23 protein-coding genes are annotated in these 12779 nt (G+C 49.0%); 20 read left to right on the top strand and 3 right to left on the bottom strand.

Annotated features, from left to right (window positions below; translation table 11 throughout):
- The first annotated feature begins 57 nt into the window (after positions 1-57).
- From Q7C21_RS14735 to Q7C21_RS14750, 4 genes are all read left to right on the top strand, one after another.
- Positions 58-738 carry a LexA family protein gene (locus tag Q7C21_RS14735; protein WP_375150833.1) on the top strand — a complete coding sequence of 227 codons (681 nt, stop codon included), beginning with the start codon at positions 58-60 and terminating at the stop codon, positions 736-738.
- A 50-nt stretch (positions 739-788) separates the two neighbouring features.
- Entirely contained in the window at positions 789-1097 is a 309-nt protein-coding gene (locus tag Q7C21_RS14740; RefSeq protein ID WP_337036411.1) for a hypothetical protein, read from the top strand.
- Positions 1094-1564: a hypothetical protein gene (locus Q7C21_RS14745; protein WP_337036410.1), complete on the top strand. Its 471-nt coding sequence runs from the start codon at positions 1094-1096 to the stop codon at positions 1562-1564. Before Q7C21_RS14740 ends, Q7C21_RS14745 begins: the two co-directional genes overlap by 4 nt.
- Before the next feature lie 1067 nt (positions 1565-2631).
- Positions 2632-2892, top strand: a complete 261-nt coding sequence (locus tag Q7C21_RS14750) for a hypothetical protein (protein WP_375150834.1) — start codon at positions 2632-2634, stop codon at positions 2890-2892.
- A gap of 108 nt (positions 2893-3000) precedes the next feature.
- Here the strand turns inward: Q7C21_RS14750 and Q7C21_RS14755 are convergent, their stop codons facing one another.
- On the bottom strand, positions 3001-3525 hold the full coding sequence (locus Q7C21_RS14755) for a hypothetical protein (RefSeq protein WP_375150835.1): 525 nt from the start codon (positions 3523-3525) through the stop codon (positions 3001-3003).
- A gap of 290 nt (positions 3526-3815) precedes the next feature.
- Between Q7C21_RS14755 and Q7C21_RS14760 the strand changes: the two genes are divergently transcribed.
- From Q7C21_RS14760 to Q7C21_RS14800, 9 genes are all read left to right on the top strand, one after another.
- Entirely contained in the window at positions 3816-3938 is a 123-nt protein-coding gene (locus Q7C21_RS14760) for a protease FtsH-inhibitory lysogeny factor CIII (RefSeq protein ID WP_375150836.1), read from the top strand.
- 11 nt (positions 3939-3949) lie between these two features.
- Complete coding sequence (locus Q7C21_RS14765) at positions 3950-4090, top strand: hypothetical protein (RefSeq protein WP_375150837.1); 141 nt, start codon at positions 3950-3952, stop codon at positions 4088-4090.
- Positions 4087-4398: a hypothetical protein gene (locus Q7C21_RS14770; RefSeq protein ID WP_375150838.1), complete on the top strand. Its 312-nt coding sequence runs from the start codon at positions 4087-4089 to the stop codon at positions 4396-4398. Before Q7C21_RS14765 ends, Q7C21_RS14770 begins: the two co-directional genes overlap by 4 nt.
- Positions 4398-5210 (top strand): PD-(D/E)XK nuclease-like domain-containing protein, encoded by an 813-nt coding sequence (locus Q7C21_RS14775; protein ID WP_375150839.1) that lies wholly within the window; start codon positions 4398-4400, stop codon positions 5208-5210. The genes Q7C21_RS14770 and Q7C21_RS14775 overlap by 1 nt, the downstream gene beginning before the upstream one ends.
- Before the next feature lie 2 nt (positions 5211-5212).
- On the top strand, positions 5213-6115 hold the full coding sequence (locus tag Q7C21_RS14780; protein WP_375150840.1) for a RecT family recombinase: 903 nt from the start codon (positions 5213-5215) through the stop codon (positions 6113-6115).
- An 11-nt stretch (positions 6116-6126) separates the two neighbouring features.
- Positions 6127-6357, top strand: a complete 231-nt coding sequence (locus Q7C21_RS14785) for a hypothetical protein (RefSeq protein WP_312055813.1) — start codon at positions 6127-6129, stop codon at positions 6355-6357.
- Between the two features lie 112 nt (positions 6358-6469).
- On the top strand, positions 6470-6751 hold the full coding sequence (locus tag Q7C21_RS14790; protein WP_375150841.1) for a hypothetical protein: 282 nt from the start codon (positions 6470-6472) through the stop codon (positions 6749-6751).
- Between the two features lie 156 nt (positions 6752-6907).
- Positions 6908-7786, top strand: coding sequence for a hypothetical protein (locus Q7C21_RS14795; RefSeq protein WP_375150842.1), 879 nt, complete (start codon positions 6908-6910; stop codon positions 7784-7786).
- 107 nt (positions 7787-7893) lie between these two features.
- Entirely contained in the window at positions 7894-8040 is a 147-nt protein-coding gene (locus Q7C21_RS14800; protein ID WP_375150843.1) for a hypothetical protein, read from the top strand.
- A 9-nt stretch (positions 8041-8049) separates the two neighbouring features.
- Here Q7C21_RS14800 and Q7C21_RS14805 read toward each other — a convergent pair whose 3' ends face one another.
- Together Q7C21_RS14805 and Q7C21_RS14810 are read right to left on the bottom strand one after the other, a co-directional pair.
- Positions 8050-8328 carry a YrhK family protein gene (locus tag Q7C21_RS14805; RefSeq protein WP_375150844.1) on the bottom strand — a complete coding sequence of 93 codons (279 nt, stop codon included), beginning with the start codon at positions 8326-8328 and terminating at the stop codon, positions 8050-8052.
- Positions 8325-8999, bottom strand: coding sequence for an SOS response-associated peptidase family protein (locus Q7C21_RS14810; protein ID WP_375150845.1), 675 nt, complete (start codon positions 8997-8999; stop codon positions 8325-8327). Before Q7C21_RS14810 ends, Q7C21_RS14805 begins: the two co-directional genes overlap by 4 nt.
- Before the next feature lie 55 nt (positions 9000-9054).
- Here Q7C21_RS14810 and Q7C21_RS14815 point away from each other — a divergent pair, with 55 nt between their 5' ends.
- The 7 genes from Q7C21_RS14815 to Q7C21_RS14845 all read left to right on the top strand — a co-directional run bounded on the left by Q7C21_RS14815 (position 9055) and on the right by Q7C21_RS14845 (position 12574).
- Positions 9055-9297 (top strand): DNA polymerase III subunit theta, encoded by a 243-nt coding sequence (locus Q7C21_RS14815; RefSeq protein WP_375150846.1) that lies wholly within the window; start codon positions 9055-9057, stop codon positions 9295-9297.
- The gene (locus Q7C21_RS14820) at positions 9294-9578 is read left to right on the top strand and encodes a hypothetical protein (protein ID WP_375150847.1); all 285 of its coding nucleotides are present in this window, start codon (positions 9294-9296) and stop codon (positions 9576-9578) included. The genes Q7C21_RS14815 and Q7C21_RS14820 overlap by 4 nt, the downstream gene beginning before the upstream one ends.
- A 63-nt stretch (positions 9579-9641) precedes the next feature.
- A complete protein-coding gene (locus Q7C21_RS14825; RefSeq protein ID WP_375150848.1) occupies positions 9642-9881 on the top strand; it encodes a hypothetical protein in 240 nt (79 codons plus the stop codon).
- A 5-nt stretch (positions 9882-9886) separates the two neighbouring features.
- Positions 9887-10099: a hypothetical protein gene (locus Q7C21_RS14830; protein ID WP_375150849.1), complete on the top strand. Its 213-nt coding sequence runs from the start codon at positions 9887-9889 to the stop codon at positions 10097-10099.
- A gap of 236 nt (positions 10100-10335) precedes the next feature.
- Entirely contained in the window at positions 10336-11085 is a 750-nt protein-coding gene (locus Q7C21_RS14835; RefSeq protein ID WP_375150850.1) for a DNA cytosine methyltransferase, read from the top strand.
- A gap of 162 nt (positions 11086-11247) precedes the next feature.
- The gene (locus tag Q7C21_RS14840; RefSeq protein ID WP_095707051.1) at positions 11248-11520 is read left to right on the top strand and encodes an excisionase; all 273 of its coding nucleotides are present in this window, start codon (positions 11248-11250) and stop codon (positions 11518-11520) included.
- A complete protein-coding gene (locus tag Q7C21_RS14845; protein ID WP_375150851.1) occupies positions 11489-12574 on the top strand; it encodes a tyrosine-type recombinase/integrase in 1086 nt (361 codons plus the stop codon). The genes Q7C21_RS14840 and Q7C21_RS14845 overlap by 32 nt, the downstream gene beginning before the upstream one ends.
- Positions 12575-12779: the final 205 nt, after the last annotated feature.

Here is a 12779-nt window from a genome sequence, read left to right on the forward strand (position 1 = left end):
GCAGTATTTAGCAAAATGCATATTTATCACATTGCTAAATAGTGTGAGAATCAGGCCATGGAAAATAAAAGCGTCAGAAAAACCAATCTCAATAACCTCCTGAAGAGGCATCTTGAGAACGATGGCAATACAAAGGCTGGATTCGCAGAGCTTTTGGGCATCAGTGCGTCCCAATTTAGTCAGCTGCTTGGGGAGAATAGCGTTAGGAACATCGGGGATAAGATGGCTAGGAAAATTGAAGTGGCTTTAAAGCTGCCCAATGCCTGGCTTGACTCCATCCACGAAGATCAGCCGCAGGTTGATGCCAACGTCTCAAGCCCCCGGGACTACAAGCCAACTGCGCGCTACCCCGTTTTAAGCAAGGTTCAGGCTGGCTCATGGGATGAAGCCTGCGAACCCTATACGATAAAGGATGTCGATATGTGGCTTGAATCTGACGCACATACGCAGGGAGATGCTTTCTGGTTACAGGTGGAAGGTGATTCGATGACGGCTCCTATTGGGTTGAGCATACCAGCAGGAACGTACGTTCTGTTCGATACTGGCCGTGAGGCGGTGAATGGCAGCCTGGTCGTGGCAAAGCTGACCGACGACAACGAAGCTACGTTTAAGAAGCTCATCATTGACGGCAGCCAGAAGTATCTGAAAGGCCTGAACCCTCAGTGGCCTATGGTGCCGGTGAACGGTAACTGTAAGGTGCTGGGCGTTGCGATCGAGACGAAGATGAAGCTGGTTTAGGGTTAAGTGGCCGGAAGAGACGTTCGGGTTAGATTTTACGAGGATGCTTTATGGAAGATGTTGATAAAATAAATATAGCGGAAATTGTTCTTTCAACAACTATTGAAGATTTGACGAATTTCCTCAAAAGCTTTGAGAAGGATGATCACGATCTAAAATGCTCATGCTGCAAAGGTACCAGGTGGGAAATTAACAGCAATCCAAACGATAAGAGCAAGCCAGTTATAGTTACTATGCCTCTTCCTCTAATCAACGGGTCGGGGGTATGGGCTTTCTACGTTGTGTGCTACACATGTGGAGAAATTAAGCTGTTCCATACGAGCAAAGTAGCCACTTGGCTGCATGAGAAAAGACAATGATTACACCATGCTTTGATGATGATTTCTTCGTCCGTGAAGCACATTTTAATCTACAGCAACTTAACTCTGCAGCTGATATACTTGAAAACCAAGATGGCAGCCATATGCTGGTTGCCGAAAGCATAACTATCGATTTAGAGGAGGATGCCATGTCAAACAATAACTCATACGGGCAGGAGCTCCTTCACGCCCTGAAAATTAGTTGGCCTATTCTCGTCATCGTTGTTGCTTGTGTTTTTGGCTTTTTCCAGTTAACACAAAGTAGGATTGACAGCCAAATGGCTGAAGTGCGAGCCCAAATTACAGCAAACCAAAAGTCTGCATCTGAAGACAATGCCGCGCTCCGTACTGATACGAATCAAGGGCTTGATCGTATAGCTGATAAGCTGGACGACATTGGGAAAACACTTACGGCCATTCAAGTTGAACAAGCCACCCAAAAAGCCAAATCTGACAAAGCAAACTAACCCGGCCACCGAGCCGGGTTTTTAATGCCTGTAGCCGATAGCCCGCCACTGAGCGGGCTTTTTTATGCCTGCTAAACCTCGCAATCAAGCCTCCTGATGGCTAAAGTTTCTGCAGTAATTGACGATGAACTGATTGAGCACCAGAGATGCTCAAGTACTTATCTTATGAATGCAATGTAACGATTTGCCCGCGCTATGCGGGCTTTTTTTTACATGACAAATTGAGAGTGAAATTTTTTACCGCTTACGCTTGTCATCTATGCGATAAGCCCTACCCTTTAGCCTGTTGTGAGAAAGCTGGCGCTCCTACCGCCAAGTGATGTGATGCACGGTTGGCTTGCCATGCATCATGTTCACAACATTAGAAGCCACTTAAGAGTTTCATAATCTTCACCGCGATTTATGCCTGCTACCCGCCTCGGGTGCAGGTATTTTTTTACCCAAAATACACATCGTGCTTTCTCTAAAATATTGTTTATTCCTTCACTATTAATCACCGCCTGAAGCTGTATTGTGTGCCTGTCAGCCGAAGCTGAAGCTGAAGCTGAAGCTACGATTTTCCTTTCTTGTCACAATTCATGCCTGCGTAACGCGGGCTTTTTTGTGCCTGCAGATCCCACTTCGCAAAAATAAATCCCTTTCTAAATCATTCAGCTAAATCCACCGCCTAAATTATTTAGCATTTTGCTATTGCCATTCATTTAGCATAACGCTAAATTAAATCCCATCAGCAGGACGCACTAACCAACAGGATGTTGGGTCGCTCTTTAACATTGATGGGGTTTGTCTCCGCCGAAATGCGGGGAACCAAAGTGAAGTTGGCTTTGGGATTGGATGAATACCTGCGCCAACAGGTTCACGTACGGGAAATAGCTACCTGGGCAACACAGGCGGCCGTATCGAAAGCGAATAGCCGTAAAGGCTAACGGCCAGACCCGCTTGATGCTGGTGAATTAACACCCTACCCCGATCATCGGGATGTCGTAAAACGTAGGCTGGTTTGAGTCCAGCTAAGCCGGAGAAGGCACCGGTCATCCAATCACCTAAGCCAATTACCGGAGGTACACATGACAATCGTAATGACCATTCTGGCCTCTGATAACTCCAGAAATCGCCGCAGGGCAAAACGTGCAGCTGAGCGTGAGCATGTTGCAGGTCAGAAGCACATCAGCCGCATCGAGAAAGCAGTATCCTCCCCTTCTCTGCGTGACAGGAAGCAGCTAGGAATCAACCTGACTAATACGAAATACCAGAGCGTCGAGAACGAAGCTGGTCGTCAGATTCATGCAGTCCAGAAGATGCGCGGCAAGAGCATCCCGCTAATTTAGAATTTCGGCAATTCGGGGAAAGTGGACTTATCAAGCCTCCTGCGGGGCGCTTCAATAACACAGCTGAGAGGCGTGAACTGCCGTACCGGCTTCAGCATCACCACACAATCATCTGGCGGGGCGCAACGGCACAGGGATTGCACTACTTAACTCCGTATTTCTAGGAAATTTATATTCAGCGGAGCATCTGTGGCACTTGAGAATTTTATAAGCAATGTTGGCAGTAACAAACTGAAGAATGGACTTCACTCCAGACTCATAGCATGTAGGGCAGAGATAATGAGGCTTGAACTCTGGATCATCCGTCGGCTTCAGTACATAAACCACAGTGTTAGTAATCGGGTGATAAATTTCATAGTTCAGCTTCTCGTTATCCCAATTCTGTTTCTTTTCCAGAAGGTATTCGAGCTCAACGATACGCTGTTTAGCTTCGCCCAGAAGCTCCGTTAATGCGTACTGCCCAGTACGGGCATCGATAAGCTTATCAAGCAGGTCAATAGTCTTGCTTTTAACGTTATAATCTACCTGTAATGCATTAACTTCTTTCGCTAAGTCAACAGCACCTTTCAGCGCACCGCCAGCACTGGTGGCGGCTTCAGTAATACGCCGAACCAGTCCTTTTTCTTCAGGCATATCAATCACTCTCAAACTGTAGGGGTGATTTGATTTTATCCGATTTCTCGCTGTAGAGGTATAGCGTGAACCACCTCGCCTGATGTGGATAAAAGCAGGCATCCAATCATCATGAGGACGCTTTAGCGACACTCTTTATTATAATTGAGTGACACCTTCAGCCGTATTCACCAAGTGCGGCTGAAGGTGCTACGCACCATGCCCCTTAGAGATAATCGTTTCATCCTTCTGGCCTGCTCATCGCGGGCCATTTTTTTGACCCCAACCTAACCAATAGCAAGGAACCCACGATGAACTATGCCATCGCGGGCGGCGCCATCGTGGGCGCTGCTCAGCTAAATGAATCACTGCTCGACACTATTACCCGCCGCCTCCGCACTGGCTGGCGCAATCTTATCAACACTCTGAATTAAAGAGGCCAACCATGAACGCGCCGGCATCAGCACAGCAGTATAAGAAGCAGCAGAGCGAGCTGGAGCGCCAGCGCGAAATGCTAGAGAAGACGAAAGATTTCACCTTTATCAACCTGATGCTTAAAAGCCTTGGCATGGGAGAGAAGAAATGAGACTGAGCAGAACGGCACGGAATGAGGTGCAGTATATCGCCGACAGCCTGCCTGATAGTGAGCTGGAGCGCATCGCTGCTGAAGTCGATTCGCAGATGAATCGGCATAAAACAAACCCGCTGATGCCTGCCCTGTGCGCCTTCCTGACGAAGCACTACGACTACCCTGCCATTGAAATGTTTGATGAAGACGATGAGCAGCATGAGATGGCTGAGGCGTTTTTACGTGAAGCAATGGTTCGGATTGCGCGGCGTGAAGTGGCGCTCGGGATTTACAGCGGCAAACACGGAAATCAGGAGGCAGCGTAATGCAGCCTGGAATCTACTACGACATCAGCAATGAGGACTATCACGGCGGCCCGGGCATCAGCAAATCACAGCTTGATGATATCGCCATTAACCCGGCCATATTCCAGTGGCGCAAAGAAGCGCCCGAAGACGCAGAGAAGAAAGCAGCTCTGGATATGGGAACGGCGCTGCACTGCCTGTTGCTGGAGCCTGATGAGTTTGACAGGCGTTTCATTGTTGCTCCTGAATTCAACCGCCGCACGACAGCTGGCAAGGAGGATGAAAAGCAGTTCCTGAAGGATTGTGCAAACAGCGGCATGACAGTAATGGATGCTGAACAGGGACGAAAGCTGCAACTGATGCGCGCCAGTGCCCTCGCCCATCCAGCGGCCCGCTGGTTGCTTGAGGCGGAGGGCCATCAGGAAGCATCAATCTACTGGAACGACGAGCAGACCGGCGAACTTTGCCGGATACGGCCAGATAAATTCCTTTCGGGACAGCCCGTCATCGTCGACGTAAAAAAAGTGGCCGATATGTCCCGCTTCGCCCGCCACGCCGAAGAGTTCCGCTATCACGTTCAGGACGCCTATTACCAGGAGGGATTCAGTAAACACTTCGGCGAGTATCCGCTATTCGTTTTCATTGCCGTCAGTGAGTCGATCGACTGCGGCCGCTACCCGGTGCGCACATTCCAGTTGCAGGAAGACGATGTTGCCGTGGGTTACGACCTGTTCCGCCGCAACCTTGATACCTATCACGAATGCATGCTGTCCGGTAACTGGGGTGGCATTGAAGAAATTACACGCCCGGACTGGGCTAAGAGAAAGGATTAAGCATGAGCAACGACATCATCACCGCGCCGGTCAATGAGGCTGACACGAAAGCGGCAATTTTCAGCCCAAGCGGCCTGCAGAAGTTACAGGCGTTTGCTGAAGTCATGGCGCAGGGCAAAGCAACGGTTCCCGCACACCTATCCGGCAAGCCTGCTGACTGTCTGGCTATCGCATTACAGGCCGCTCAGTGGGGAATGAACCCTTACGCTGTGGCGCAGAAAACACACTTGGTAAACGGGGCGCTTGGCTATGAGGCTCAACTGGTCAATGCGGTAATCACCAGCTCTACCGCAGTGCAGGGTCGCTTCAAGTACGAATACGGCGGCGACTGGGAGAAGTTTAAGCCAGGTGCGGCCAATGCATCGAATGAGCGTGGACTGTCTGTGCGTGTCGGCGCAGTACTGAAGGGTGAAGCGGAAATCACCTGGGGTGAGTGGCTTTATATGGAATACGTCACCACTCGCAATTCCCCGCTCTGGAAGACGGCACCAAAGCAGCAGCTGGCGTATCTGGCAGTTAAATACTGGGCGCGCCTCTACTGCCCTGACGTAATTCTCGGCGTCTATACGCCTGACGAGTTTGAGCCAGCGCAGCGAGCGGAACGCGACGTGACGCCAGCCCGCAGCCGTGCCGACCTGAACAACCTGATTAACAGCAAGCCTGAAACAAAGCAGCCCGAGCGCGAAATTAACCCGGCGACGAATACCAGTGCAGCAGCGCGCACGCCGAATGAGCTGCTTGCAGATTTCACTGAAGCTTCTGCTAACGCTGATTCCGTTTCAAGCCTGGATCGCTTCTATAAGTACGCGGTGCGCATGCTGGCAAGCGAAGCTGAAACGTTAGAAAAGGCCACCGATGTTTACCTGCTTCGCAAGGCGGAGATTGAAGAGGCATTCAGCAAATAACAGGAGACAACATGGAATCACCTGAATACCGGCGTCGCGGCAATCAGTTAACTCTTGGCCGCCGATGGTCACCCGATGAGATAGGCCTTCTGAAAGAACTCGCAGCAACCATCCCACCCAAACTTATAGCCCGGCAACTCAACCGCTCATATGAATCTGTTCGACAGCGGGCCAGTCGCAGCCGGATACGCTTTCTGGAAGAGCGCAGCAAAGCTAACGATGGTACTAAGCCAAATTTATGACACAAATTTACTGTACATAAACACAGTATTTTGCTGGTCTTCATCAGATGGTGAAAGTAAGGTTGCTGAGTGAATTCACAGCCTAACTCACTAAACTGAAAGAGGATTTATCATGGAATATACCGACCAGGAAATTGAAGAACTGCAAAACCTGAACGCGCTGTATCGCTCTGCGATTCTGGATACCACTGAAGTTGTCGGCCTGGGTATCGAGATTCTGACCAAAGTGGTAGCAGCAAGTGAAGCCGGCACGCCGGGCTCACTCACTCCGGCTGACCAGTATCAGGCTAAGCGGACCCTGATGTATCTGAAAGAACGAAAAAACGACAACGCCATGTTCCGTAAGCCTGGCGACCCGGTGCCGCGTACTTTCCAGCAGTACGAACACCCGTAAAGGGTTGTGCATCAATTAAAGAGCCGCCTTCGGGCGGTTTTTTATTGTTATGCGTTTGATAATGTAATTGAAAATTTAAAAATAATTGAACTTATTTTTAGAAGCGCCGATTATACTTAGGTATTAACTCGTTTTTTTTCAAAAGGGAACTCTGGAATGACTAAACCTACCAAAGAAACCGATACAAAAGAAGAAGATAGTGGTGAGTTTAACAACACCCCTGTTTGCGGAATTATCATGCCCATAGCTGATACCGATGGTTATCCTATTGGCCATTGGCAAGATGTTTATTCTATACTAAAAGAATCTGCAATTAATGCAGGGTACCACCCGAACCTTGTTAGCTTTGACAACGACATCGGAGTTATTCAAAAGCGCATTATTCAAAACATATACTCGAATCCAATTGTTATTTGTGACATAAGCAGCAGGAACGCAAATGTAATGTTTGAGTTGGGCATGAGACTAGCATTCGATAAGCCCACTATAATTGTTAAGGATGAAGGAACTCCTTACAGCTTCGATATTTCTTCAATTGAACATTTAAATTACCCTGCAGATCTTAGATATAAATCCATTAACGATTTTAAAGAAAAGCTTACGGAAAAAATAAAAACAACTCACCAAAAATCAATTGATGACCCGAACTACTCGACATTCCTAAGAAGTTACGGCTCGTTTGAGGTTGTTGATATCAAAGAAGTTGAGGTTACTGAGTCAAAATTCATTCTCTCTCAGCTCAATGAGATAAAATCGCTAATTTCTAATAACTCCGCATTGCCTAGAGTGTTAAGCTCTGCTAAGAACATCACTACCAACATTAGAGAATATAGAATCGAGCTCAATAAGCATGGTAAAGATTACCTGAAGGACATCTCGCAACTCACTAACTTGCTCAGGGAGTATAATCTTACCATTATTTCATTACGAATAATCGATGACATTGCTGAAATTGAATTGTCATCTGAAATCGGAAGATTGCTTCCACCAACATCATGGCTAAATTCTCGGATAAACGTCGATACAATAAATTAACTTATTGTTCATGACACCCCTGCCGCCTCCGGGCGGTTTTTCATTGCCTGCTATCTGACTATTTTCGCCGCTGCATTGAGCCAGACAGCGGCATAAGGGGTAAGAGAATGAGTGAAGTTGCGAGTTATAAAGGCCCGCATCTTAGCGACGAAAAATATTATGTCCGACTGGATTTTTACAATGAGCTCAAAGTACAGCGTGACACGCTGGAGGCGGCGATCTTGCCAATCATTAAGTGCGTGGATAGTGAATGATGGTTACATTCAAGCCTGGCTCCTGCCATATGCCTTCTTTACGTGTATTAGCTCAGCAAGCGTTATCACTGGGCGTAAAACTAACTGGAGACTTCCAGCAACAAACAACCATGTACCATCAGTCATTAGTGAATCGTAAAAGAAAAAAATGCTGCCAATCAAAAACCATACAGCTATCAGTAAATCGTTCAGAGCACCCAGAGCGCGATATCTGCGCTCAATTACGATGTGATCTGCGCCAAAGCGAATTACAGCTTCATGTTTTCTCTTTGAATCTTCCATGCTCATGAGGGGTCGCTCTCCTTAATCATGTCTTTACCTTGGTTATGGATGTTGCCGACCTTGCTGGTCACTGGGTGCCAAGAGAAGTCTTTTTCTGGGAGAGCGGCTTCGTGTGCGATTTTCTGAGCGCGTTCGGGACTGGTTTCAGAACTAAGCCACTCCCGAACTGCGTCAGGGGTGAGTACCAGTGGTCGACGGTCATGGATATCAACCATGCCTTTGTTACTTTCAGCAGTGACAATGACAAAGCCTTCATGTCCATGATCTTTGTCGTAAGGCGATTTGCCGATGGCAGCAAAGAACAATGGGTGCTTTTTCTTATGGTAGATGAAGTAGGGTTGCTTCTTCTCACCGCCCTTCTTCCATTCAAACCAGCCATCTGCAGGCACGATTGCACGCCCGTGCTCCCAGAGAGGCTTAAACATACGTCCACTGGCAGCAGTTTCGCCGCGAGCGTTGATGAGTGGCTGCTTGTTCCACCATTCAGGGCCATAGCCCCAGTAAACAGGGTCAAGGTGCAATTCATCCTCACGTTCGTTAAGCAGCAAAACCTTTGTACCGGGAGCCACGTTAAAGCGCCCTATCGGCTCAGGGTCATAGATAATTTCGTCAGGCTTCACGCCGAGTGCTTCGAAATATTCATCTCTGCTGCTGTACTGCGCAAAACGTCCACACATAAACACCTCCTGCTTTAAGGATAGCGCTATATACTCGCTTGAGGAGGACATCGCGATGTCACACAACTTAGCAGCTCGTAGCAGAGAAGAGCGCGACAGGATTAACGTGGATTTAGCCGCATCAGGAGTCGCATACAAGGAGCGTATGAATCAGCCTGTTATCCCGCATGAAGTGGAGATGCAGCAGCCTGAAGCGATGAGGGAGTATTTCAGGGAGAGATTGCAGCATTACAGGAACGTTTCGCTGCAGTTCCCTCGAGGCACTGACCCGGTCTATTTCAAAGAGGAAGGGAAATGATTGTTGAATATTTAGTTTATGGCGCAGGCCATCATGGCGCAAAAAGGTCGGCGGAGTTGCACGAAGACTTAGTTAAGTTGTCCCCGCTACCTATGGGCCGATTTATTGAGCCCGGAGAGAGTATTCCTGTCAATGATGACACTCCAGTGGAGTTTAATGTTAGCAGGCACACATCAAATATTGACGGTAAAACATATCTGATAGCCACTCGCAACCACGATGTACCTTCTCACATAGTCGATGTGCATATACAACTCACGGAACTGAAACCCGCTCCGTAATACATCAATTTATTAACGACAGCCCGCCAAGTGCGGGTTTTTTATTGCCCATAGGAAACAGAAATGATCAACACAGGCTATCCGAACGAGCTTCGCGCCAATCTAATCGCTGCAGTGAAAGGATGCTTCGCGGATTGCGCCGACCAGCAGGAGCTTTACATAGCAGGCAACTGCATCGTTGAAATTCTTTCAGCACTTTCCATTAGCGATGAAGAGCTGGTTTCTTTGCTTCAGGATGCGTCAGGTGACGCTGCTGAAATTGATGATTACATCGATAAGATGATTGCCAATATCAAGGAGTAAAACTCATGACACATCCAGACCCAGTTGATGAGGCTGCAGAACGCGATCAGCAGATGATTGAGATTGCCCTGGCTAACCGCAAGCATCCAGAAATGACGTTTACGGGCGCCTGCTATTACTGCGAAGAGGCTGTGCCTTTCGGGTGCTTCTGCGACGAGGATTGCCGCAGCGATTACGAGCGCATTGAGCGAGCCAAGCAGCATCGTAGGGTGGCGTGACGCCTGTAGCAGAGAATGCGCTAAGGGCCGTAGCGCGTAAGCGCAGGAGCGAAATCATGAGCGCCATAGACGGCAGGCCCAAGAAAGAACACGACCGCATCACCACCACACTTCTCGATAAACACACAATCAATCACCGCCCTGCCGCCAGATACGTTTCCAGCCAAGCTGTGGCTGAGCTATTACGTGCGCCAGGTAGATAGGGAGATAGGGAGATAAGACAATGAGAGGAATAAATGAATGAGCTGGCTCTTTTCGCAGGCGCTGGCGGAGGAATACTCGGCGGGCACCTCCTTGGATGGCGAACAGTTTGCGCCGTTGAGCGTGACGCATACGCAGCACAAGTTCTGGCGCAACGACAAAACGATGGAGTTCTCCGATCTTTCCCGATTTGGTCTGACGTGTGCAGTTTTGACGGAAAACCGTGGAGAGGAATTGTTGATGTCGTTTCTGGCGGATTTCCATGCCAGGACATTTCAGCAGCAGGCTCCGGAGCAGGAATATCAGGAGAGCGATCCGGACTTTGGAAGCAAATGGCAAGAATCGTCGATGAGGTTCGACCTCAGTACGTCCTGCTGGAAAACTCACCTTTGCTTATGGGAAGAGGACTTGCCGTGGTCCTTGGTGATATTGCCTCGCTGGGGTTCGATGCGGAATGGTGTTGTATTTCAGCATCAGAGTGCGGAGCGGCCCATAACCGCGACCGAATCTGGCTTGTTGCCTACCCCAAGGGCCAGCATGGGCGGGCATGGAATAGCATGGTGTCGGGCGAGGACTGGCGATCACAGGCACAACCTCGAGGATTATCTAGCCTGGCAGCACCTGGAGGCTGGCGGGGAAGAAACGCCTGGCCTGAACGCCTGCCCCGATTATGTCGAGTGGCTGATGATGTGGCCTATGGGGTGGACAGACTTAAAGCCCTTGGCAATGGACAAGTTCCACGAGTGGCAGCAACTGCATTCAACATCCTGAGCAGCAAGACATGAACACCATCCCCGACATCACCCCCGGCGAGTTCACTCTGTGGCTCGCCTTTTTTATTTGCATCGTGCTGGTCTGGAACTGGCCGTATAAGGGGTAGAAGTCGCTCCACATGAAGACTTGCGTTAATTTGCGATCAAGTTCTGTTAAAAAGTGCAGGAGAAATTATGGCTAAGCTAATGAACCTTCAGGAGTGGGCGTCGGCAACATATTCGCAGCCGCCCTCTTTATCCACCCTGCGCCGCTGGGTCAGGGAGGGCAGGATTTACCCATGCCCGGAGCTTCACGGAAAAGAATACAAACTCGAACCGGATTCGGTATACGTTGACCCGCGCAAGAAGATGATGAAGCGCAGGCCGGAATACGTAGCACCGCCGAAAAAGGGATCGCTGATGGAGAAACTGAAACATGTCGAACAGGCCAAAGCGGTACGACGCTAATCTGCCAAGGAACCTGACGTTTCGTAAAACGAAGCAGATATACTCCTGGCGAAATCCTGTGACCGGTCAGGAGATTTCACTGGGTAAGATACCCCGCAAGGATGCGGTGGCCCAGGCTATCGAAGCGAACAGCTACATCGAGCAAAACTACCTACCATCCGCCCTTCTCGATCGGCTTAAAGAGACGCCTGATTTCACAGTGAGTAAATGGCTTGAACGGTACGACGTCATCCTGGGGCGGCGCAGTTTGAAGCCAAGCACAATGAAGATACGTAGCAACCAGCTGTTAACCATTCAGGCTGAGTTTGGTCGGCTGCCAATTACCGCGATCAGTACGCGTGATATTGCAGTTTTCCTTGAATCGTATGTCCAATGTGGGAAGCACAGCATGGCGGTTGCATTGCGATCGCTGCTGATGGATGTTTTCCGCGAGGCTGTTGTTGAAGGCATTATCGACAGGAATCCAGTAGAGCCAACCAGAACCCCATCACCTGAAGTCAGGCGAGAGCGCTTATCACTTGAGCAATTTCTGGCTATCCGTAAGGCCGCTGAAAGCATGGGAGGTTGGCTGCAAAATGCGATGAACATCGGCCTGCTCACCGGGCAGCGCCGGGAGGATCTAACGCGTATGACCTTCAGCGCGATCAGAGATGGGCGGCTTTTTGTGACACAAAGCAAGACTGGCCATAAGCTGGCGATGCCACTGGATTTAGAGCTGAAAGAACTGGGAATGTCACTGGAGGGGATCGTAGAGGAATGCCGGAAGGATAACCCATCGGATAGCCTGATTTATTCTGCAGTCCGTCGCGGGGGCAGAAAACCGGGGCCGGTTTCACCAGATGCGCTTACAGGTGCTTTTGCAGAAGCGCGTGAAATAAGCGGAATTAAATTTGGCCCTAACCCGCCGACATTTCATGAAATCAGAAGTCTTGCCAGCCGACTGTATGAAGTGGAAAATGGAGAGGATTTTGCGCAACGATTACTCGGCCATAAAAACCTTTCTATGACTAAAAAGTATCTAGATTCGCGCGGTCAGGAATATGTCATGGTATAGATTGGATATAGTGATTTCGGGATATTTTCGGGAAATTTCGTAACCACCCTCAAAAATACCATATAAATCATAGCACTAAAAAAAGACCGAATACGATTCCTATATTCGGTCCAGGGAAATGGCTCTCAAGGAGCCGTGCGCTAAAAGTTGGCATTTATGAAGGCGGTGTCGCCTTGCCATTTAAGATTAGAACAGCGCGGTGGAA

This window comes from Pantoea sp. ANP04 (assembly GCF_041982285.1).
GTDB lineage: Bacteria > Pseudomonadota > Gammaproteobacteria > Enterobacterales > Enterobacteriaceae > Pantoea > Pantoea eucalypti.

Excerpts from the sequence above, each read along its gene's own strand:
- Q7C21_RS14735 (WP_375150833.1), top strand. The coding sequence starts at position 58 with ATGGAAAATAAAAGCGTCAGAAAAACCAATCTCAATAACCTCCTGAAG.
- Q7C21_RS14740 (WP_337036411.1), top strand. The coding sequence starts at position 789 with ATGGAAGATGTTGATAAAATAAATATAGCGGAAATTGTTCTTTCAACA.
- Q7C21_RS14745 (WP_337036410.1), top strand. The coding sequence starts at position 1,094 with ATGATTACACCATGCTTTGATGATGATTTCTTCGTCCGTGAAGCACAT.
- Q7C21_RS14750 (WP_375150834.1), top strand. The coding sequence starts at position 2,632 with ATGACAATCGTAATGACCATTCTGGCCTCTGATAACTCCAGAAATCGC.
- Q7C21_RS14755 (WP_375150835.1), bottom strand. The coding sequence starts at position 3,525 with ATGCCTGAAGAAAAAGGACTGGTTCGGCGTATTACTGAAGCCGCCACC.
- Q7C21_RS14760 (WP_375150836.1), top strand. The coding sequence starts at position 3,816 with ATGAACTATGCCATCGCGGGCGGCGCCATCGTGGGCGCTGCTCAGCTA.
- Q7C21_RS14765 (WP_375150837.1), top strand. The coding sequence starts at position 3,950 with ATGAACGCGCCGGCATCAGCACAGCAGTATAAGAAGCAGCAGAGCGAG.
- Q7C21_RS14770 (WP_375150838.1), top strand. The coding sequence starts at position 4,087 with ATGAGACTGAGCAGAACGGCACGGAATGAGGTGCAGTATATCGCCGAC.
- Q7C21_RS14775 (WP_375150839.1), top strand. The coding sequence starts at position 4,398 with ATGCAGCCTGGAATCTACTACGACATCAGCAATGAGGACTATCACGGC.
- Q7C21_RS14780 (WP_375150840.1), top strand. The coding sequence starts at position 5,213 with ATGAGCAACGACATCATCACCGCGCCGGTCAATGAGGCTGACACGAAA.
- Q7C21_RS14785 (WP_312055813.1), top strand. The coding sequence starts at position 6,127 with ATGGAATCACCTGAATACCGGCGTCGCGGCAATCAGTTAACTCTTGGC.
- Q7C21_RS14790 (WP_375150841.1), top strand. The coding sequence starts at position 6,470 with ATGGAATATACCGACCAGGAAATTGAAGAACTGCAAAACCTGAACGCG.
- Q7C21_RS14795 (WP_375150842.1), top strand. The coding sequence starts at position 6,908 with ATGACTAAACCTACCAAAGAAACCGATACAAAAGAAGAAGATAGTGGT.
- Q7C21_RS14800 (WP_375150843.1), top strand. The coding sequence starts at position 7,894 with ATGAGTGAAGTTGCGAGTTATAAAGGCCCGCATCTTAGCGACGAAAAA.
- Q7C21_RS14805 (WP_375150844.1), bottom strand. The coding sequence starts at position 8,328 with ATGAGCATGGAAGATTCAAAGAGAAAACATGAAGCTGTAATTCGCTTT.
- Q7C21_RS14810 (WP_375150845.1), bottom strand. The coding sequence starts at position 8,999 with ATGTGTGGACGTTTTGCGCAGTACAGCAGCAGAGATGAATATTTCGAA.
- Q7C21_RS14815 (WP_375150846.1), top strand. The coding sequence starts at position 9,055 with ATGTCACACAACTTAGCAGCTCGTAGCAGAGAAGAGCGCGACAGGATT.
- Q7C21_RS14820 (WP_375150847.1), top strand. The coding sequence starts at position 9,294 with ATGATTGTTGAATATTTAGTTTATGGCGCAGGCCATCATGGCGCAAAA.
- Q7C21_RS14825 (WP_375150848.1), top strand. The coding sequence starts at position 9,642 with ATGATCAACACAGGCTATCCGAACGAGCTTCGCGCCAATCTAATCGCT.
- Q7C21_RS14830 (WP_375150849.1), top strand. The coding sequence starts at position 9,887 with ATGACACATCCAGACCCAGTTGATGAGGCTGCAGAACGCGATCAGCAG.
- Q7C21_RS14835 (WP_375150850.1), top strand. The coding sequence starts at position 10,336 with ATGAATGAGCTGGCTCTTTTCGCAGGCGCTGGCGGAGGAATACTCGGC.
- Q7C21_RS14840 (WP_095707051.1), top strand. The coding sequence starts at position 11,248 with ATGGCTAAGCTAATGAACCTTCAGGAGTGGGCGTCGGCAACATATTCG.
- Q7C21_RS14845 (WP_375150851.1), top strand. The coding sequence starts at position 11,489 with ATGTCGAACAGGCCAAAGCGGTACGACGCTAATCTGCCAAGGAACCTG.